Here is a 21085-nt window from a genome sequence, read left to right as displayed (position 1 = left end):
GCGTTCGGCCGGCAGCTCATTGGGGCCGCCGAATGGGAATTAGAACGCCCTGTGTACGTACCGGCCAGTTGGCGGGCGGTGCGGCGGTGCGTGTGCCGTCCACTCCCACGGCTGTAACCGTGTACTGAAGCTGCGGATCACCGGCGAAGGCTGTGAGCGGCAGGACGTAACGGCGCTCGGCTTCACGGGCGCTGGAGGTTAGGACCAGGGGTGCGGCATCTGAGATCCCCAGCAGGGAGGTCTGTATTTCCCAGCCGGTCAGCCCCGCATCCCCTGGATCATCCACAGCCACAAACGTGATGCCAAGGTCGAGATCCTCAATGTAGGCCCGGATCTCATCCAGTTTCTCCGCAGTTTGGTCGGGATCGAAAATAACGTCGAAGCCTCCGGTTTGCGGCCCGTCCACGGTTAGGGACTGCTGGGGCGCCAGCACGCTTGCCAGCGTTGAGATCTGCACGCCGCCCGTCGCCAAACCCTGGACTGACAGGCGCTGGCCCGTCCTGTTGGTCAGCTCGAAAGTTCCGTCGCGCAAGGGACCAACCTCGATTGGGCCAGAGTCGAATGGCCCGGTGACGGTAGCCAGCCCAATCTCCAGGGAACTGCTGAGCCGCACGTTTCCGGGCAGTACGGCACCCACGGAGCCCCTCAGCCCGTCACGTTCCAGCAGCGACTTCAGGACCAGGAAACCGGCGATATCTGTGGAAATGACGACGTCGAATCCGGCGCCGGTGGGGACCGCACTGATGCTCGCGTCCGACGGTAGGGCCCACCGCAGGTCCGGATCGACACCAGCGTCCGGGAGGTACTCCAACACCGGATTCGCGGCAGTGTTCTTCAACTCGGCGGTGATTGCGGTCCGAACGAAGGGTGGAAGGTCCGGTTCGAGCGATGCTGCCAGCACGCATCGAATATTCGTGGGATTCTCCACATCGATGGTGCTGTGTAACAGCAGCCGCGGCCGGTAGGCGCGGTCATCCTGGTCGGGTCCGTAGCGGCCAACGCAATAGCGTGCCGGCACCACCAGAAACCTTCCCGGGCTGCGTAGCGACCGGTAAATTCGGGCCCTGCCGGCTGCCGCGGGGAGGGTGATTTCCTGGTAGGTTTTGTATTCCGTCTGGCCGAGCTGAAGAGCAGGCCGGCAGCCAATGGCTGTTTTGCCGGCGTCCGTCGCCTCCCTGTAAAGCGTTCCGTAAGTGGAGCATGGAACGGAGACTGTGAGGGTCCGGACCGCGGCGAATTCGCTCCATGAGTAGGTGCTGCGCCGCCATTCAGCGAGGATACCCGCGTTAAGTTGCCACGGCGGAATCACGTTTGCATGGGCCAGCGCGGTGCCGTGAAGCTGGAGCGGGGCATCCCTCGTAGCCGCACTTATTGTTTGCAGCGACAGAATCTTATGAAGCCCGGCGATAACCGGAGCCTGCCCGCTGGACTGGCGCCAGCCTTCAAAACTGGCCGAAACCGTGATGGTGGCTGGCTGGGCCTGGAAGTCAGGGACCGAGAGTGCCCCATAGGCAAGCCGGGCCCAGTTGTCCATGAGCCTGAAAGTGGCTGTGAGGGTGCCTTCTTCCCCGGGCTGGACAGACAATGAGTCGGCGCTGATCTGCTCGGTCTGGGTGGTCCCGCGCTCGTCGCGGAAAGGAATTCCGAGTTGCACCATGTGACCGGTACTGGGAACCGGATTGAGAACGGGCCTCCCGGCTGCCTCCCATTCGGCCAGGGTGGGAGCTGATTTCCGGGCATGCAGTGTCACGGAAACTGTCGCTGTAATGCCGGGGGAGCCGTCTGCCGTGTGCCCCCCGGCGGGCTCCACATCGAAGGTGAAGGGGCTCGGGCCGGGCGAATCTGATGGTGGCGGAAGCTCCAAGGCGTACTCGGGCGCGTACCAATAGCTCGCGTCCCATCGGTCTTTCCAGATCCCCGCGGCACCGTTGTTGGCGACGGGCCCGGGGCGCTGGACGGGCGCGGGAGCAATGAGCTCCAAGTCGGCAAGGTGATGAGTGATGGGATGTGCCGTCACTCCTGGATGATGCAGCATGAGTGCCGTTGCCGCGCCCGGGCGTGCCGACCCGAGGGCCGAGGCGACGGAGACGACGCGGCCGCCCCCCGCGATGAACGGCATTAGTGCGCCACCTGGCCCGCGGGTCCCACTGGCGGCACGTGCGGGCAATATGCCGTCCAGACGGCCCCCTCCGCTGCTGACAAGGTGGATGAATTTGCCACGGTCGTGAGCAATGACAGGGACAATGAGCGAGGCCAAACTGGCGGAGGTCTCCAGCGCCTCGCCCGGTGTCGGCGGGTGCTGCATCCTTATCTGGACGGTCTGCTCGCCCGGGTACTGGACGGCCAAGCGGTAGGAGGAATCCTCGTCCGCCGGGCGCCCCGGAGGTGCTGCGACCGGCTCCAGGATGTAGCGGGCGGCCTTCAGCAAGGCGTCCAACACGGAGGGATCCTGCGTGGAACCCCGGCCGGGGGAGCCACTTACGGCCACGATCCGTTCGGCCATCATGGGTACCAGGTAGTTCAGCAGGTCAACGCGTGTGAAGAGGCGCGATTCATCGGCGACGTCCGCGAGATGGGTCCACACGCCGCCAAGCTGGGCAGTAACAGTGAAGACTTCCGAACCGCTGGCTTCGGTGTCTGCTACGGCCTTCACTAGAAAGCGGGAGCCTCCGGCCACCAACGCGTCAAGCAGCGCCGCCGACGGCGGCCCTTCCAACACTGACTCCAGGGCACCGTGGCCAAAGGGCCCTGTGACACGCTGGCGTGCCACTTCCAGCGGCGCACGTTGCCCTGGTGCATCTCCCTGGTCCAGCAAAACGAAAGTGACGGACGCCAGTGAGCTGGGGAGGCCGCCGTCGTCCGTTGTGATTTCCAGATCCACGGCAAGCGTGGCTCGGTCGACGAGCGGTCCCAGCCTGTCATCCGGCGCAGGCGCATGGGTCAGCACGAATGTTGCCGAAACCAACGGTTCGCCGGCCGGGTCTTTCCGCAGCCGGAGTCGGATGTCCATCGTCTGCCCCCGGAGTCCCTAGCTTTCCTCAGAGTTTGTATTCGAGGTACGTGGGGGACTCCGCCGGTGCACTGCCCTCAGTTGGCGGGCCAGACTTGGCCCCGTCACCGGAGCCCAGCCCGTTGCCCGACTTCGCTCCGTCTCCGCTGCCTTCCTTGTGCTCGAGTTCCCGGGTATGAAGCTCGCGCAGCAACCGGACCCTTTCGTCAGGGACGGAGCGGGTTACGACGCCGGGAGAATCGGGACGGGGGACGTCGATCAGCAACGGGCCATTGCCGCTGGAACGTGTCCATGGTCCTGTCCAGGCCCGGCCGGGTTCGAACAAGGTGCCTTTGACCGTGACGGAGACGCGGTACCGGTAGAAGGGCCGGAATCCTGGGTCCCCCGTGTAGATCGTCCAAGTTCGGTCCTGACTGTAGTCTGCCCGGTTCCAGCGGAAGCGGACCGGGTCAAATCCCACTGGCTCTCCGCTGTCGGGGTCCACTGGCTCAAATTCCGCCTCCACGATCTGGGTGTCGTCGGTGAGCACCACGCCCAGTTCGACGGGGCCGACGGCGAGCCGGCCGGCGCTGTCAGCCCTGACCTCCAGTGTGGTGTCGTTGATAAGGGTGCCGTTGGGTTCCGGATCGATGGCAATGATGTTTTTTTCGATTTGCACGCGTTTGTACTGGTCCGCGATTTCGCTGTCGGGCTCATTCAGGAAGACCTGGCGCTTGACGAACGTAAGGTCCGGCTTCCAGCCCTCCGGGGCATTCTGGACATCTGAGGCAATCTTCTGCGCCGTCTGGAACTTCCAACTGCTGTCGGCACCTCCGGAGCCACTGAAGGCCGTTCCCTCCCAGTTGATCTCGCCCTTGGTGTTCGGGTACCCCACCTGTATGCCGAGCCTGGCCACAGTGCCGTCACCCCAGGAAGCGACCGGGTAGCAGATCCGTGCGAGCCTGCGGGGCCAATCGTCCATGTACACCGTCAGGAAGTACTTGCGTTCGGCCTCCGGATCGGCCTTCATTTCGTCATACATGCCCGCCAGCGAGCTGGAAATTGTGTGGTCCTGAAGGTAGGCGAACTGCTGGGTTTCGGTGTAGCTGAGGTTGAGGTTGGTGGTGTCGCGGCGGTATTTCAGTGCAACGCCGGCCCCCCAGGGGCTGAAGAAGCTGCCGCCTGAGGAGGAGGCCTGGGCAGCCTCTACCTGGGGTTGCGGCGGGTCAAAGATCACTTTCTTGGCCGCCTCCATGAATTTTTCGTAGACCAGGTTGCTCTTCTCATCCAGGCGCTTGGCGATGGCCTCAGCGCCGGGCAGTGTGGTATCCACCTTGAGGTCCACTTCAATGGTGCCGTTGGTCCGCATGTTGTTGAACTCCGCTTTGAGGTCCACCGAGGCCCAGAGATACCGGCCGGAGGCGGCCGCGGAGAAATGGCTGAAGACCTTGTCCCAGTTGCCCTTGATGGAGAGCGTGCAGACAGGGGACCACACCTTCAGCTTGTAGTTCTGGACCACAACCATGGGCGAGGCGGTGCCATGGAACGCTTCCCACAAAATGGCAGCAGGGTACTTGCCTACGAGCCCGGAAAAGGCATGTGTGCCGGTGGGATCAATGGAGCCGTTGCCCTCGCCGTACATCTGCCAGTAGAACGGGTCCAGGTTGTTGCCCGAACCGTTGGTGAGAACCGGCGGGGCTCCCTCAGGCTGGGTGACGGGCCCGGGCGCAGGCGTTTCGCCGTCGCGCGCTTCGCCCGGCATGGGCCGGGCCCCGCTGCGGCTCCCGGGCATGCCGAAGTAGCGGTATTCGCTGACCGACTTGCCGCCACGGGTTGCGGTGGCCAGGACCGGGAACCCGCGGGTGGTGGGCGCGACGTTGGACACAGATGTGGTGCTCGATGTGATGATAGCGGGGCGGAACATCGGCGGCTTGCGGCTGTTCCTAATGCCCCAGAAGACGTCGTCACTGTCCTTGAACCGGGCCGTGATTTCACTTTCGGACTGCGCTCTCACCGCTTCCGGAATCGCACCCGTGACGGAAAAAGTGACAACTCCGCCGGCAACGTCGCCGCCGCCTCCGATTACTCCTTCACCGCCTGTACCGGCAAACCGGATCAGGTTAAAAAGATAGTCCCCTGAATCTGGTCCGTTCTTGCGGGCCATCCGGACAATATTGGGGATGTAGTAAAAGACCGGAGCTTCGCCTTGGGCGATAAGTTCACGATTATTGACGTCGGGGAGGTACAGCACCGCATACCCGCCCTTGACTACAGGTTGGGTTCCACCAGCGTAGCTGGGGCCCATTGCTTGCACCGCCATTGTCCTGGCCTTCCGTTTGTTCTGATCAAAGACGCCGCACCCCGAGCAGGGTGGCCAGCGTGGTGGTTGAGTGCGGCCACGGTAGTCCGCGGCGCGTTATCCCCGTGTTATGAAGGCGTGATTGGCACGTTATTGCAGCGTTACGGGTCCGCGCTTGTCCCGTAACGCTGCAGTAACGGCCCGTGGGATAACCTGTGAGCTCGTAGGAGGCGTAGTGATCAGGCAACGAAGATCAGGCGGGCTGGTTCCGGATCCTGCCGACGTCGACGGCCTTGTCGAGATACGGGTTCACGGTGTTGGTGGCACGGAACCGGAGGACATGTTCAGTCGCCGACTGGTCGGACCACCCAGATCCGACCGCAACGCGCAGGTCCCCACCCCGTGTCCGGACCCATCTTCCCCATCAGGTTTCGTTCAAGCAAGGACAGATCATGCCTGGCACATATGTAATTGAGGAGTCGGACGACCCGGTCGTCTTCTCTGACAGCCCTGACTCTCCGGCCGCTGAGTTTCTGGTCGAAGAAACTCCGCGTTCGATCAGCGACCTCTACCGCCTCGGAATCATCCACCCCTCCATTCCGGAGGAAGATCTGCACGATATCCAACGCAGTCTCGAGCATGCCTCTGTGCCCGATGTGGTTTTCTCCGACGGCAACCACGGCGTCGTGTCGTCCCGAAAGGTGGAGGGGAGTGCAACTATTCCGCACGAGGTCGTAGTGGTGCGTGACGCGGTCAGGCGCGCAACGTCGATGCTTATTGCTCGTGGCCATTCTCCCGCCCTGGCGAAGTTGACCGCTGAGAAAGGTGCGCGATTCATTTCACCGGTCCGCGACGCATTTCCCGTGTGGAAGGAGGTCCGGCTTTTGGACCGCGACCTCGAAGTGCGAGGTCTGCTGTTCCTCAAGCGATCGATCAACGCGCTGACGGCCGGGAACGTGAAGTTCCACAAGCACGGTTGGATCTTCCCGGAAAGCAGCCACTTCCTGCTCACCTGCAACGAGATGGTCGGTGTCACCACTAACCCATGGGAGATTCCGCTGGTGGTCGAGGAAATGAGCAAGCCGGGCCCGCATCCGCCCATTGAGGGCTACACGGATCGTCTCGCCGTCTCCGAGATCCTCGCTCGAGTTGAGGCGGTAACGGCCGGCTGGCGCTGAGCTTCTGCAGCGAACCATCAGATACTTACTTCACCAGAACAGGAGAACCGTCATGGGCGGCATCGACAAGCGGGGAACGGATGGCGGCGAAGGCGCGGTTGGCGCTGCCGGGGTGGACGGACCGCAGGGGCAGGGGGGATTCGGTGCGGTGTGCAGCGGCTGGTTCTTCGTAGAAGACACTGGTGCCACGCGCGGCGGGCGTGGCGGCGACGGCGGAGTCGGCGGGCCCGGCGCGGATGGCTTGCCAGGCGGCAAGGGCGGCACCGTTGAACTACACGTGAGCGTCCTCGGCAGCGACGTATCTATCGACGCTTCAGGCGGCAACGGAGGAAAAGGCGGCAACGGAGGAAAAGGCGGCGCCGGCGGCAAGGGCGGAAAGGGCGGCGACGGAAACAGCTGCGAACCCGGCGCTTACGGCGGCGGAGGAGGGAACGGAGCCCAGGGCGGGATTGGAGGCCGGGGCGGCGACGCGGGCGCAGCCGGGGACATCCTTGTCTTCTACGTTTCCGACCAGAGCGGTGGGCAGAGCGTGTTCAAGGCGAAGTCAGGAGACCCCGGCAAAGGAGGAGACCCGGGCCCGGGAGGGGCCGCGGGGGTCACCGGCGACAGCGGCGCGCGAGGCGACTTCAGCCACGCCACCACTGACCCTGGCCAGCCATCCACACCGGGCCTCGCGGGGCCCAGCGGCGCCCCCGGTCAAATGGGCACCGCGCGCGACGACAAGGACAAGGTCAAATTCCAGCAGGTCACGGTGATTTAGTGCCGATCATTGCGCCCCAGCACAGTTCGCGCTCAACCGTATTGTCTCCGGGTATGAGGAGACCGCAACTCCCCGGAAAGCTCACGCGTAGGCAGGGGAAAGCAGGACCGTCCTTAGCCTATGGGGTCGGTGTTGCTGCCTGACCAGTGACTGTGGTGATACCGACCCGGTGCTGCAGGAAGTGGCCCGGATCCAGATTCCGGAGTACCTATGCGTGAGTGTGAGCGCTCTGCACTTCTTGGGGGCAGGACTATTGGCTGGCACAGTGTTGTTCGCCGGCGGACGTCGTCGTGCTTGGAAAGAAAGATTAGCTTGAACCTTCAAGTAAAAAGGGATAGGCTGATTTCATGACATCGACCCTCGACCGCCCTCCGGTTCTCTTCCTCAGCCATGGTGCTCCGCCGCTGGCTGACGACGCCACCTGGACCCGCGAACTCAACGAATGGTCCGGCACCTTTGACAAGCCCAAGGACGTCCTTATGGTGTCCGCGCACTGGGAAAACGCCCCGGTCACGCTTAGCGCCACCGGGCGCAACCCGGGCCTGGTCTATGACTTCGGCGGTTTCCCCCAGAAGTACTACGACGTAACCTACGACGCCCCGCAGGCTCCCGGCCTGGCCACCGAGGTGGAGAAGCTCGTGGCCGGTCATGGCCACCACGTCCAGCGCGACGAGAGCCGCGGCTTGGATCACGGCGCCTACGTGCCGCTCAAGGAGATGTTCCCGGACGCGGATGTACCGGTCGTGCAAATGTCCATGCCGACGCTTGATCCACAGGGCCTGTTCGATCTGGGCAAGTCGCTGGCGCCTTTGCGCGACCGCGGCACGCTGATCATCGGTTCGGGGTTCACCACGCACAATCTGCGCTGGTTCAACCCCTCCGGCGGACCGGACAGTGCCCCGCCCTCGGTCTCCCGTGAGTTCGATCACTGGGCAGACGAGGCAATGGCGCGCGGCGACGTCGACTCCATCCTGGACTTCCTGCACAAGGCCCCGGCAGCCCGCGAGGCACACCCTCGCAGCGAACATTGGGCCCCGCTGTATGTCGCGCTCGGGGCGGCTTACGGCTCCGGCGACCTGCATGCCAAGACCGCGATCGACGGGTTCTGGTTCGGCCTGTCAAAACGCTCGTGGACCCTGACCTAGGTGTAATTCCCACGGACGTTGTGAACAGCGTGGCGTGATGTAGAGGGCGACGGCCCCCGGTATCGATTTGGGTTGACACACGCATCCCGACGTCAGGAGGGCCTATGTCCTGCTTAACCCATGCCAACGCCGACCTTACACGCCGGGTGAGGGGGAACTCGCCCGTCTGGTCATCGAGGAGGGCTGGACCGTGAGCCGGGCCGCCACCGCACCCGGACCTATCGTTGGACCACCACCACTCCGTCGAGCAAATGACTCCGCCGTGTACAGCCAAGTTCCCGTCTTCGATGGCGTGCATCATTTCAAGCTCCCGGTACGGGACCTGAACGTCAGCATCGAGTGGTTCCAGAGCCGGCTCGGATATCTTGTGGCGATGGAGTTCCGGGAGGACGGGAAGGTAATGGGTGTCGCCGTGAATCACCCGCGAGGCGGGCCGAGGCTGGCTTTCGGCTGGATCCGGCCAAAGCATCGGCTTCGGCAGGATTCGATTTCTTTTCCATCGGCGTCCCAACCAAGGCTGCGCTCGATGCACTCTCTAACCGGCTAACACTTCTGGGGGACTCTCACCACGGGGTCCGGGTTGCTTCCCTGGGGTGGATTCTGCCAGAGACGCCTTAGCGGACAGATGCTGGCGGCAGGACGGTGAATACCGCCGGGTCTTCGTCCAGGAACATCCGGCGCGGAGTCGCCCCGCCAAAGCGGATCCAGATAATTCTGCCGTCTATCGTCCTCTCCTCAACGGTTCCCAGGCCAAGATCGGAGGGGCCCAGCTGGACATGGACCACTTGACCTGGCAGAAGTGAGCTTCGGCTGGCAGTCGTTCCGGACATTTCTTTGGTATGCACTGTGTGTCCTCTCGTTTGTGGCTGCGGTCCGGGCCACCCTACGCGGCGGACATGACCGCCGCCTGAACGGCCGGGGCAGCTGGGGGTCTTTACGGATCCTCGGTCAGTCGCACACATGAGGTGGGAAGTCGCTGGCCGATACGCGTGTTTGGTATCGGCCACCTCTGCTGCCGGGGGTCACTGCCAAGCAATCGCTGGCAGGTTAGCTGCGCGGCAGCTTCAAGCCGGTCTCGGTCATGACGTCCCGGAGCCGGTTCGGGTAGTCGGTGATTATTCCGTCGACGCCGTCCGCGATCAGGGCGCGCATGGTCGGCTTGTCGTCCGCTGTCCAGGGAATGACCTTTATACCTGCGGCGTGTGCACGGTCGACCATGTCTTTCGTGACGTACGGGACGTAGTTCGCGTCGTCGACGCTGCCGTTTTGCGGCGTGCCGTGCACGGGGGAGATCGCGTCAAAGCCGAGGGAGGCGGCCGAGGCGACGATGTCGCCGCCGAAGTCGTCCGCGTCAATGCCGCCAAGCCAGGGGGACTTCCCCGGCTGGCCGGCCTGCAGGAAGTCCTTGTTGGTCAGAGCCACGGTCGGGATCTGGGGTGCCTGCTGCTGGACGAGCCGCAAGGAGCCCCAGTCAAAGCTTTCGATGGACACCCGGTGCTGCATGTTGGCCTTGTTGATTTCGCGCAGGGCCACCTCTACGAACTGCTCCCGCGGTGCGGTCTCCTCGGGTGCCCCGGCTTCCACCTTGGTTTCGATGTTGAACTTCACCTGGCTCGCGTGGCGGGAGTCCGCCAGGGCGAAGACCTCGGCCAGTGTCGGCAAATTCGCTCCAGGAGAGGCCTCCTGGCCGGGGAACTCCGGCAGGGTGCGGCTGCCGCAGTCCAGGCTGCGGACCTGCGCGAAAGTCAGGTCCTTGATGTACTTGCCGACATACGGGTACTGGGGGTCGCCCGGTGTTACAAGGGCAGTGTCGGCGCACTTCCTGTCATTGATCTTCCGGTCATGGGTGATGACCTCACGGCCGTCTTTGGTGATCTGGAGGTCGAGTTCGAGGGTTGATACTCCCGTGTCGATGCCCTTGGCTAAGGAAGCCAGCGTTGACTCGACAGTGAGCCCGATGCCTCCGCGGTGTGCCTGGAGGTCGAAGTGATTCTCCCCGCCGTTAGGGTTGGTGCCGGCAGCCATGGCCTGGGACGGGAGGGCGAGCAGCAGGGCTGCGCTGAGTGCGGCAGCGCCCAGCTTTGTCGGGTTGAGCATGGGGGTGTTCTCCACTCGGTGGTGTGCAGGGGCACGCGCCACAGTGTCCGTATAGCCTCAACAGCCGATCATCTCCGGCTGGCGCCCAAGCCAACAGAAAGTGAACTCCCCACGCTGCTAACGCTGCTGACGCTGGAAAGCAGCTGCCCGCGCGTCGCGGCGCTGCCTGGCATTCGCGGCGTGGAGCGGTGCGAGCGTCGTGTGCGCGCCCGAATGACGAGTGGCTGTCCTTTTCGAGGTGGCCCGCTCATGGGGGGCCACCTCGGACTGCGCAGAGTTAGATCGTGCCGGCCGTTCTTGTGGCTACCCAAGGTCCGGCGTGGCGATGTCCACCGGGTTCCGGTCAGCTGACGGTCACGATGAATTTGCCGAGCACGTGGCCCTGTTCGCTTTTCGCTTGCGCGGCCCCGACATTCTCCAACGAGAACGTTTCCGCCACCGGCAGCCGAAACTTTCCCTGCTCGAACAATACTGCCGCTTCGGCGCGTGCCTCCGGTGCATGGCCCGGGCCCCGGCCGCCGGTGAACCGCACGCCGTACTCGGCTGCCCTGCTGTCGGCGATGGTGATGACCTTCCCGGCACTGCCCGTGAGCTCAATAAGCTCCGGCAGGATGCCGGAGCCCACCGCGTCGAAGGCGACATCGACGCCGTGCGGGGCAAGCTCCCGCACACGGCCGACCAGACCTGGGCCGTACGGCGTCGGGATGGCACCCAGGGAGCGCAGATAGTCGTGATTCCCTTCGCTGGCCGTGCCGATCACGGTGGCTCCGCCAGCGAGGGCAAACTGGACGGCGGCCAGTCCGACGCCGCCTGCGGCCCCGTTGACAAGGAGAGTCTGGCCGGGCTCCAACGGCAGCAGATTCAACGCCCGGCGCGCCGTTTCGGTCGACATCGGGTATCCGGCAGCCTCTTCGAAGGACAGTCTCTCCGGCTTCTTCGCCCACTCGGCCAGCACTGCGTACTGGGCCGCCGCACCAGTGGCGGCGGTGCCGAAAACTTCGTCCCCGACGGCGACCCCCTCCACACCATCACCGACCTCGTCCACGACTCCCGAGGCGTCCATCCCCACCCCGGCGGGAAGACCGATGGGCATGACGGCGGCCAGTGCCCCGCTGCGAATCTTCCAGTCGATGGCATTCACGCCTGCCGCACGAACGGTGATGCGGATCTGGCCGGCGCGGGCGTGGGGCTCCTCGATGTCGACGACCTTGAGGACTTCCGGGCCGCCATACTCGGCAAACTGAACTGCTTTCATGGCCTTCTCCCTGTGTCAGTTCGCGGCATGAGTGAGTGCATTTCTTATGATGCCCACGACAGGGACGGGGGGCAAGGATTCAGGACGCATGCTGCAGCTCCCGCCTGCCCGAGAGCAGAACGCCGCGGATGTCCCAGACCACGGCCGAACGGAGCGAAACCGCGAGCAAGACTCACTTGCCCCGTCCGGACGGCTTTTATTGCAGTTTGGCCGGGGCCCGAAGTGGGGCACCGGCACGGACGGGCCACTCGACCTATTCCCCCGGAATCGGTTGAGACTATCGTGGAGTCGGGAGGGCGCTCCCGTCCTGCCCGGGCACCCATCAGAGCTCACGCACCGCTTAGGAGGGCCCATGCCGTCGTCCAGCGTCCCGATACCCCAGCCTCCGCCACGGCCGGTCGTTGGCAATCTGCCCGATATCGACTCCAGCAAGGGAGTCCTGGGGCTAGCCGAGGTGGCCGAGCAGTACGGCCCCATCGTCCGCATCCAGTTCTTCAACCGCAGTGTCGTCGTCCTCTCCTCCCAGGAACTGGTCAACGAGGTCTGCGATGAATCGCGCTTTGGCAAGGTGCTCGGCATTGCCCTTCGGCAGGTGCGGCAGTTCGCCGGCGACGGCCTGTTCACCGCGGAAACACAAGAACCCAACTGGAAAAAGGCGCACCGGATCCTGATGCCGGCATTCGGACCCGCAGCGCTGCGCCGGATGTTCACGGGCATGGACGACATCGTCGAGCAGCTGCTGCTCAAGTGGGAGCGGCTCGGGCCCGCGGCCCGGATCGATGTGCCGGACAACACCACCCGCCTGACGCTGGATACGATCGCCCTGTGCTCGTTCAACTACCGGTTCAACAGTCTTTATCGGGAGGAGATGCATCCATTCGTTGGGGCGATGGTCCGCGCCCTGGTTGAATCCAGGGACCGGGCGCGCAGGCTGCCCGTGCAGAACAAGATCATGCTGCGCCGACGCCACCAACTCGAGGACGACAACGCCCTGATGTTTGAGGTTGCCGAGCAGATCATCAGCGACCGGCGGCGCAATCCCAGCCCCGCGGGGCTGGAGGACATCCTCGACACCATGCTCAGCGCTGCGGATCCGGTGACCGGCGAGCGGCTCTCTGACGAGAACATCCGCTACCAGATGGTCACTTTCCTGATCGCCGGACATGAGACCACCAGTGGCTTGCTCTCCTTCACGCTTTACGAGCTGCTGCGCCACCCTGGCGTGCTGGCCAAAGCGCAAGCCGTGGTGGACGAGGTCCTTGCCTCGGACAGCGCCACGTTCGAGCACCTGCCCCGGCTGGGGTACCTCGATCAGATCCTCAAGGAAACGCTGCGGCTTTGGCCCACCGCCCCGGCGTTCAACGTAGCCCCGTTCGAGGACACGACGCTCGGCGGACGCTACGAAGTCAACGCGGGACAGCCCATCCTGGTCCTGCTCCCGCAGTTGCATCGGGACAAGGTGGCGTGGGGAGAGGACGCCGGCGTGTTCGACCCGGACCGGTTCAGCCCGGAGCGGGCCGCAGCCATCCCGGCCAATGCCTGGAAGCCCTTCGGGAACGGCCAGCGCTCCTGCATCGGCCGGGGCTTTGCCCTGCAGGAGGCCATGCTCTTCCTGGCCAAGCTGCTGCAGCGTTTCGAGGTGACGTCGGCGGACCCCGGTTACGAACTCCAGATCAAGCACACCCTGACGATGAAGCCGGAAGGGCTGTACATCCACGTGAGCCGGCGGGACGTCAAGATCGCAGCGCCGAAGCATGCCGCCGTCGAACATGCCCGGCAGGCGGAGTTGCCCGCCGCCGCCCCCAACGGTGTTCCGATCCGGGTGCTCTACGGTTCCAATGCAGGCACGTCCAAGGATTTCGCCCAGCGCATTGCCAACGACGCCGGACGGCGCGGCTACAGCCCCACGATCGGTCCGCTCGACGAGGCCGCCGGCGGACTGCCGACGGAAGGTCTCGTCATGGTCGTAACCTCCTCCTATGAGGGGCAGCCACCGGACAATGCCCGGAGATTTCTCACATGGACCCAGGGCCTGAGGCCTGGCAGCCTCGCCGGAGTGCGGTACGCGGTCTTCGGCAATGGCAACAAGGACTGGGCGCGAACTTATCAGGAGGTGCCTAAAGCCGTCGACGCCCGGCTCGAGGCCGCCGGCGCCGTGCGGATCTATGCCCGGGGTGAGGCCAACGCCCGCGGCGACTTCTTCGGCGATTTCGATGAGTGGTACGAGGGATTCTGGCCCGCAGTGGACGCCGCCCTCGGACAGCGGACCAGTTCACCGGCCGCGCAGCCCCAGCTTGAACTGCAGTTCGTTGGGAATGTCCGGGACCCGCTGCTGCGGCAGAACGGTCTGGCACTGGGTACCGTCGTCGCGAACCGGGAACTGGTGAACCTCGCCAAACCCGGTGCCCGGTCCAAACGGCATGTCGAGATAGCCCTCCCCGAAGGGATGAGCTACCGGACCGGCGACTACCTGGCGGTGCTGCCGCTGAATCCCAGCGGGCTTGTAGAGCGGGCGTTGGCGCGCTTCAACCTCGACTACGACGCGAACGTCCTGCTGAGTATGGAGCGGGGAGATACTTTCCTGCCCACCGGTTCGCCCGTAGCCGTGGGCGAGCTGCTGAGCAGCTACGTCGAACTTGCGGTCCCCGCGACCCGTGCCCAGCTCGAGGACCTGGCCGATGTCGCCGCGGACGCTGAACAGCGGAGGGGGATTGAGGCCTTGGCGCAGGACCCCGGGCGGTACGTGGCCGAGATCCTGGACCAGCGCGTCTCCCTCCTGGATCTGCTGGAAACGTACCCGTCATGCCAGCTGTCGTTCACCTCGTTCCTGCAACTGCTGACCCAACTGACGCCCCGCCGGTACTCCATTTCCTCGTCGCCGCTCTGGAGCCCAGACCATGCCACTTTGACCTTCGCCGTCATCCAGGCACCGGCGTGGTCCGGCCGCGGCACCTTCGAAGGGGCTTCCTCCACGTATCTAGCACAGGCCAAGCCCGGGTCAAGGATCGCCGTGACCGTTCGTCCTTCGAATGCCGCTTTCCACCCGCCAGCCTCTTTAGCGGTTCCACTCATCATGGTCTGTGCCGGGACCGGGCTGGCGCCATTCCGCGGCTTCGTCCAGGACCGCGCATTGCGGGCGCAGGCCGAGGGTGTGACGCCGGCACGGTCCCTGCTGTTCTTCGGCTGCCGTGCCCCGGACACCGATTTCCTTTATCATACCGAGCTTGCCTCCTGGGCGGAGGACGCCAACCTCGACCTCAGGCCGGTCTTTTCCACCGCACTCGGGGACGGCCCGAAGCACGTCCAGGACAGGCTGTGGTCGGACCGCAGCGACGTTGTGGAACTCGTCAAACAGGGCGCCACGGTCTACGTCTGCGGCGACGGCGAGTACATGGCGCCGCAGGTCCGAAACACGTGCGTACAGATTTACCGGGAGGCGACCGGCGCCTCGGCGGCGGACGCCGGGGCGTGGATGGATGAGGTGGAACGCACCCACGGCAGGTACGTGGCGGACCTCTTCACGTGAGGGAGATTAGACCTTCGCGCCGCCGCTAGAGGCGAGCGGGGAACGCGGTGCGGCGTCCGCAGAGGGTCAGCATGAGCGCGGCCAGGCCGGCGACGATCATCACGACCGCAAGTACCAGGCCGCTGAAATTCGTCAGCAGGGCGGCGCCGAGGATGCCGGCGGTGAAGATGGCGAGGTTGAACGCCACCGGCAGGAACGAGTTCGCGACGTCGGAGTCCGCGCCTCCGGTGGTGGTGAGGGCCGCTTGGAGCTGGGCGGCCACCCCGCCGAACGTGATCCCCCGCAGCACGGTCGCTGCGATGAACAGGGCGGCGCTTCCGTGCAGCAACGGGCGGGGGTGGCGGTCCAGGAGCGCGCCGGTGGTGATGATTCCGGCGATCGAGGCGATCCCGAAGATGAAGAGTTCGACGTCGGCGCTGAGGCTGCTGCCCCCTGTGTAGACGTTGATGCGCAGTCCCGGGTCTGCGGGGAGTTCCAGCGCTTCAAAGCTCAGGTCCAGGTCGCCAACGATCGGGTGGTGAAACCGTTTGCGGCCGGTGCGGTGGTGCTTCACGTCGTGACGGGCCCACCGGGTGCGGAACTCCTCGCTGCGGGTGGAGAGTTCACCGATCAGGTCCGTGAGGTCCTTGTCGTACGGGTTTTCCCGGCTGGGGACCGCAGGACAGCGACGATGTCATCCGCCGCGCGTTCCCAATCCGCGAAGAACTCCCGCGCCTTCGGGTTCAGGAAGGTGAACCGTGCGCGGTTCGGCGGGGTGGTCTGTTCGGCCATCAAGTCCAGATAAAGGGCGCGGCCGAGTTCGTTGGCGGCGAGGACGTCCCCGCGGTCGTTGCGGACCCAGGCCGGAGCCGTCGTGATCGCGTCAATGACGCGTTGCACGCTCGGCCGCACCGTCCGCGGGCTGCGCTTGCGCCGCACCCGGGGGGAGGCGGTGGCGGCGCGGGCCAGGTCAAAAAGGTGGGCCGTTTCGGCGTCGTCGAGCTTCAGGGCGCGCCCGAGCGCTTCGAGGACGCTGTCCGAGGCGCCGGAGAGGTTTCCCCGCTCCAGGCGTATGTAGTAATCGATGCTCATCCCGGCGAGCATCGCGACTTCCTCCCGGCGCAGCCCGGTAACGCGCCGGTTGCCGCCATTGGCCGGCAGCCCGGCCTCTTCCGGAGTGATCCTTGCGCGGCGGGAGGTCAGGAACTTCCGCACGTCCTCACTGTGTGTCATGGCATCCACGCTACGCAGCGGAAGGTGCTCCAGGGAGGGACTGGCAGTAACCCGAACGACAGTGACTCCCGGCCCATAAGGAATCACGGTTGCATGGAAAGCATGAAACCTGCACCTGCAACCGCTCCCCACCCGGCAGCGATCCTGGCGATCATCCTCGTCAGCTACTTCATGATCCTGCTGGATAACTCTGTCATCTTCACCGCCCTGCCGAGCCTGCAGGAAGACCTGCGGCTGAGCACCGGTGAGCTCTCCTGGGTTCAGGACGCCTACACGCTGGTCTTCGGCGGCCTCCTGCTCCTCGGCGCCCGGGCAGGAGACCTGCTCGGACGCCGGCAGGTCTTCGTCTTCGGGCTGGTGGTGTTCTCGATCGCGTCGTTGCTGATCGGACTGGCGCCGGCGGGCTGGTGGGCGATCGCCGGCCGCGCGGTCCAGGGTATCGGGGCTACGATCGTCGCGCCCGCCTCACTCTCCCTGCTCACGGCGAGTTTCCCGGAGGGCCGGGAGCGCACCCGGGCCGTCGCGTTGTGTGGTGCGACCGCAGGGATCGGCGCCAGCCTCGGTCTGGTCATCGGCGGGGCGCTGGCCCACTGGATCTCCTGGCGGGCCGGGTTCTTCGTCAACGTACCCATTGGCGCCACGATGATTGCACTCGCACCGCGGTTCATCCCGGAAACAGGCCGGGCCCGCGGCCGCTTCGACGTATTCGGCGCGCTCAGCGCCACACTGGGTGTCGGCGCTCTCGTGTTCGGCATCATCAACACCGCCGACGAAGGATGGGCCTCGCCGGTCACCGTCACAGCCGTCAGCGCCGGCGTCGTGCTCCTGGCCGCGTTCGTACTGATCGAGCGCAGGGCGGCCCAGCCGATCATGCCGCTGCGGCTGTTCGCGAGCCGCCGTCGCACCGGCGCCTACGTTGCCCGCTTCCTGTACCTGGGCGCGATGATCGCATTCTTCTTCTTCACCACCCAGTACCTCCAGGAAGTACTGGGCTTCGATCCGCTGCAGGCCGGCATCGGGTTCCTGCCCATGACGGCGGTCAACTTCGCCGTCGCCATGGCCATCCCGCGGCTGCTAGGGCGGATGCCGGGTTCCCTTCCACTCGTGGCAGGCATCCTGGTCACCCTTGTCGGGATGTTCTGGCTCAGCCGCGTCGGCATCGACTCGGCCTACCTGACCGGGGTGGCTCTGCCGATGATCCTCATCGGCGCCGGTCAGGGCCTCGCGTTTGCGCCGCTGACCTCGTTCGGCATCATCGGCGCCCCCGCGGCAGACGCCGGCGCCGCATCGGGTCTGGTGAACACCTTCCACCAGGTCGGTACCTGCCTGGGGCTTGGTATCGCGGTCGCGGCCGCAGGGACCGTCCCGACCACGGGTTCTTCCGTAGCGCACCTGGCCTCGCAGGTCAGCGTCGCACTCACCACGGGCAGCGTCCTTCTGCTCCTTGCCCTTGCCGCCGCCGCGGCCCTCATCCTGCCCGCAGACTTGGCCGGCCGCCGCGCGAGGACACCGCAGGCGGCCGCCCCTGCGCCGGAACTCCAAGAGGTCCGATGAACCAGCGATGCCATCCACCTCAAGGGGGTACTGACGTGCACTCCCACAACGCCACACATCTGAATACCGTGAAAGGCATGAACATGGAACTTACACTCAACAACGACGTCACGATGCCAGCCCTGGGCCTGGGCGTCTTCCAAAGCGCCCCGGAGCAGACCACTTCTGCCGTCGAGGCCGCGCTGGCAACGGGCTACCGGCACCTCGACACTGCCGCAGCCTACGGCAACGAGCCGGAGGTCGGGCAGGGCATCCTCAACTCCGGCCTGGATCGCTCGGAGGTGTTCATTGAGACCAAGGTCTGGGTCAGTGACTACGGCTATGACCAGACCCTGCATGCCTGGGACAAAGCGACGGGCAAGCTCGGTGTCGACTACCTGGACCTGCTCATCCTGCACCAGCCCGCCCCCGACCGGTTCGAAAAGACCATCGCCGCGTACAAGGCGCTGGAGACCCTGCTGGCTGACGGGCGCGTGCGGGCGATCGGCGTCAGCAACTTCATGCCGCACCATCTGAAGCCACTGCTGGACTCGACCGACGTCGTCCCGGCCGTGAACCAAATCGAGCTGCACCCCTACTTCAGCCAGCCGGACGTACAGGCAGCTGATGCCCGGCACGGGATCCTCACCCAGGCGTGGTCGCCGATTGGAGGGATCACTTTCTACCCAGGCTGGGGCGAGGACCGCAGGAACGTGATGGAGGACCCGTCGCTCGCCGCGATCGGGCAGGCACACAGCAAGACCCCAGCACAGGTCATGATCCGGTGGCACCTGCAGCACGGCCGCTCAGCCATCCCGAAATCCACCAACCCGGCACGGATCGCTGAAAACTTCGACGTCCTCGACTTCGAACTCAGTGCCGAGGAACTCACCGCCATCGACTCGCTCGACACCGGCAACCGGAACGGTCCGGACCCGGACGAGGCCCGCGAGGAGCGCTTCGCCATGGTCATCCCCGAATCCTAAGACAGAGGTTAACGGGCGTCGCCAAGCAACTTTTCTCAGACAACAGGCAAGGAAAATCATGAACATCGAACCCAATGTACCGACTACCAAAAACCCCCCACCCCAATTCGCTGGCGACGTGTGGCTGGATCCGATCGCGCTACCCCACGAGTCCGACCAAACGATGGTCGTCGCGACAGTCCGGTTCGCTCCCGGCGCCCGCACCGCCTGGCACTCCCACGAGCACGGACAGTATCTTCGGATCACCCAGGGCGTCGGCCGCTTCGGCGGCCGGGACGGCAAGATCATCGAGGTTCACCCTGGCCAGACGCTGTACACCCCTCCCTGCGAGGAGCACTGGCATGCTGCCGCCCCCGGCTGCTTTATGGAACATCTCGCCATGCTCCAGAACGGCGAGGACCCCGCCAAGACCACCATCTGGGGCGAGCACATCACCGACGACGAATACAACGGCACCGCCCAGGCGTAGCCCCTCCCTTTGCTTCGACGACGAGCCCGGCATGTTCCGGTCTCGTCACATCAGGAAGCACATGGCCAGCGAGCCGAATCGTCAGCCTCCCGAAGAGACGACGGGGACGCCGAATGGCAGCAACCGGTACTCGAGGGCTTCCACCACGGAAGAAGCCTCAATCTGCAGCCAACTGCACTCCAGGCCGGCGGCGCAGCCCGGTGTTGCTCCAATACTCGAGCGACGGCGCCCAAGAGGCTCACGCGGTGGGAACCGGCTCAAAGACTGCCCTCAAAATGCTCCGCCGCCCCGTCACGGACGGGACCGAAGTCCACTCGCGAGGCCATGGCCGGTGTCAGTGCGTGCGCGGTCCGGCACCGGGCGGGAATTTTCGGTCCGGGCCGGCGTTAGGACACAGTATGAAATCAATCGTGTACCGTTCCACCGGCGATCCGTCTGTTCTCGAGCTGGTCGACCGCGAAATCCGCGACCCGGGGCACGGGGAGGCACGCGTGCGGATCATGGTCTCCGCGGTGAACCCCACCGACTGGAAGTCGCGCCGCGGCGCCAAACCGGGGGAGCCCTTGCCCTTCGCGGAGGTTGTGCCGAACCAGGACGGCGCTGGAGTGGTCGACGCCGTCGGACCTGGCGTCGAGCACCTCCGCGTCGGTGACAGGGTGTGGCTGGCCCTGGCCGCCTACCAGCGCGCCGACGGCGGGACAGCGCAGGAGTTCGCCGTCCTGCCGGCCGAGCGGATCTTTCCGCTGCCGGAGAATGCCGGGTTCGACCTCGGCGCAAGCCTGGGCGTTCCCGCGATCACTGCCCACCGGGCCCTGACCATCGCCGAGGACGGCCCGCGGCGGCTGCACCCGGGAGCCTTGGACGGCAAGGTGGTTCTCGTCGCTGGAGGGGCCGGCGCGGTGGGCCATGCGGCGATCCAGCTCGCCAAGTGGGCCGGCGCCGTTGTGATCACAACCGTGAGCGGACCGGCGAAGGTCGCGCTGGTCACCGCCGCCGGCGCCGATCACGTTATCAATTACCGGGAAACCCGCGCGGCCGCGGAGATCCGCCGGATCGCTCCCGACGGCGTCGACCAGATCGTGGAGGTGGCACCCGCGCAGAACTCGGAACTCGACCTGGCTGTGATCCGGAACCGCGGTTCCGTCGCGGTCTACGCCAACAACGGCGGCGATCAGATGAGCCTGGACGTGCGCAGGCATTTCAGCCTCAACGTCCGCTACCAGTTCGTGCTGCTCTACACCGTTGGCATGGCGGCAGTGCACGCCGCCGCCGAGGACATCAATGCGGCCATCGCCGACGGCGCCCTTCCGGTGGGAGAGGCCGCAGGCCTGCCGCTGCACCACTTTGACCTTGCTGACACGGCTGCAGCCCACACGGCCGTGGAAGAGAGCATCGTCGGCAAGGTTCTCATAGACGTGTCAGCGGGCTAACCGAAGACGCTGCGGGGGCCTCCCGGGGGCCATCACGCCGTGCAGCCGAGAGAGGGAGCGGGCCGAGCACCCCCGGACTGCGCACCGGTAGCCTGGTCCAGAAGGCCTCAGCCTATGAATCGCCGTCCTGGCACCGTCCGCCAGTTCCGGTATGCGCCCGGCCGGGGGAGTACGACGTGCAAGGGTGCGGCTCCACAGGAGCCGCA

Annotated in this window: 12 protein-coding genes and 1 pseudogene; 8 read left to right on the top strand and 5 right to left on the bottom strand. The window is 65.3% G+C overall.

The genetic code is table 11. The features are described 5' to 3' along the window. Nucleotides 1-16: 16 nt before the first annotated feature. Complete coding sequence (locus QCD75_RS18090; RefSeq protein ID WP_301230798.1) at nucleotides 17-3010, bottom strand: hypothetical protein; 2994 nt, start codon at nucleotides 3008-3010, stop codon at nucleotides 17-19. Between the two features lie 28 nt (nucleotides 3011-3038). Next, nucleotides 3039-5309, bottom strand: coding sequence for a hypothetical protein (locus QCD75_RS18085; protein WP_301230797.1), 2271 nt, complete (start codon nucleotides 5307-5309; stop codon nucleotides 3039-3041). Nucleotides 5310-5740: 431 nt separating this feature from the next. Here QCD75_RS18085 and QCD75_RS18080 point away from each other — a divergent pair, with 431 nt between their 5' ends. The 3 genes from QCD75_RS18080 (at nucleotide 5741) to QCD75_RS18070 (ending at nucleotide 8371) form a co-directional block, all read left to right on the top strand. Further along, nucleotides 5741-6466 carry a hypothetical protein gene (locus tag QCD75_RS18080; RefSeq protein ID WP_301230796.1) on the top strand — a complete coding sequence of 242 codons (726 nt, stop codon included), beginning with the start codon at nucleotides 5741-5743 and terminating at the stop codon, nucleotides 6464-6466. A gap of 52 nt (nucleotides 6467-6518) precedes the next feature. Then, a complete protein-coding gene (locus QCD75_RS18075; RefSeq protein ID WP_301230795.1) occupies nucleotides 6519-7226 on the top strand; it encodes a hypothetical protein in 708 nt (235 codons plus the stop codon). Between the two features lie 347 nt (nucleotides 7227-7573). Then, nucleotides 7574-8371: a dioxygenase family protein gene (locus QCD75_RS18070; RefSeq protein ID WP_301230794.1), complete on the top strand. Its 798-nt coding sequence runs from the start codon at nucleotides 7574-7576 to the stop codon at nucleotides 8369-8371. A 1047-nt stretch (nucleotides 8372-9418) separates the two neighbouring features. Here QCD75_RS18070 and QCD75_RS18065 read toward each other — a convergent pair. Next, on the bottom strand, nucleotides 9419-10468 hold the full coding sequence (locus QCD75_RS18065) for a glycerophosphodiester phosphodiesterase family protein (protein ID WP_301230793.1): 1050 nt from the start codon (nucleotides 10466-10468) through the stop codon (nucleotides 9419-9421). Nucleotides 10469-10811: 343 nt separating this feature from the next. Further along, complete coding sequence (locus tag QCD75_RS18060) at nucleotides 10812-11723, bottom strand: NADP-dependent oxidoreductase (RefSeq protein WP_301230792.1); 912 nt, start codon at nucleotides 11721-11723, stop codon at nucleotides 10812-10814. A 352-nt stretch (nucleotides 11724-12075) separates the two neighbouring features. Between QCD75_RS18060 and QCD75_RS18055 the strand changes: the two genes are divergently transcribed. Next, complete coding sequence (locus QCD75_RS18055; protein WP_301230791.1) at nucleotides 12076-15249, top strand: bifunctional cytochrome P450/NADPH--P450 reductase; 3174 nt, start codon at nucleotides 12076-12078, stop codon at nucleotides 15247-15249. 433 nt (nucleotides 15250-15682) lie between these two features. On the opposite strand, the pseudogene QCD75_RS18050 reads toward QCD75_RS18055, so the two are convergent. Then, nucleotides 15683-16461: pseudogene (locus QCD75_RS18050) on the bottom strand (helix-turn-helix transcriptional regulator); the annotation flags it as partial. A 93-nt stretch (nucleotides 16462-16554) separates the two neighbouring features. Between QCD75_RS18050 and QCD75_RS18045 the strand changes: the two are divergent. The 4 genes from QCD75_RS18045 to QCD75_RS18030 all read left to right on the top strand — a co-directional run bounded on the left by QCD75_RS18045 (nucleotide 16555) and on the right by QCD75_RS18030 (nucleotide 20879). After that, nucleotides 16555-18015, top strand: coding sequence for an MFS transporter (locus tag QCD75_RS18045; protein WP_301230790.1), 1461 nt, complete (start codon nucleotides 16555-16557; stop codon nucleotides 18013-18015). Between the two features lie 83 nt (nucleotides 18016-18098). Next, nucleotides 18099-18980, top strand: a complete 882-nt coding sequence (locus QCD75_RS18040; protein ID WP_301230813.1) for an aldo/keto reductase — start codon at nucleotides 18099-18101, stop codon at nucleotides 18978-18980. Nucleotides 18981-19038: 58 nt separating this feature from the next. Beyond that, nucleotides 19039-19449 (top strand): cupin domain-containing protein, encoded by a 411-nt coding sequence (locus QCD75_RS18035; protein WP_301230789.1) that lies wholly within the window; start codon nucleotides 19039-19041, stop codon nucleotides 19447-19449. Between the two features lie 398 nt (nucleotides 19450-19847). After that, nucleotides 19848-20879 carry an NADPH:quinone reductase gene (locus QCD75_RS18030; protein ID WP_301230788.1) on the top strand — a complete coding sequence of 344 codons (1032 nt, stop codon included), beginning with the start codon at nucleotides 19848-19850 and terminating at the stop codon, nucleotides 20877-20879. Nucleotides 20880-21085: the final 206 nt, after the last annotated feature.

This window comes from Arthrobacter sp. PsM3 (assembly GCF_030433895.1).
In the GTDB taxonomy this organism is placed as follows: Bacteria; Actinomycetota; Actinomycetes; order Actinomycetales; family Micrococcaceae; genus Arthrobacter.
The sequence above is the reverse complement of the archived record's forward strand: the minus strand, read 5'-3'. Positions and strand labels throughout refer to the sequence as shown.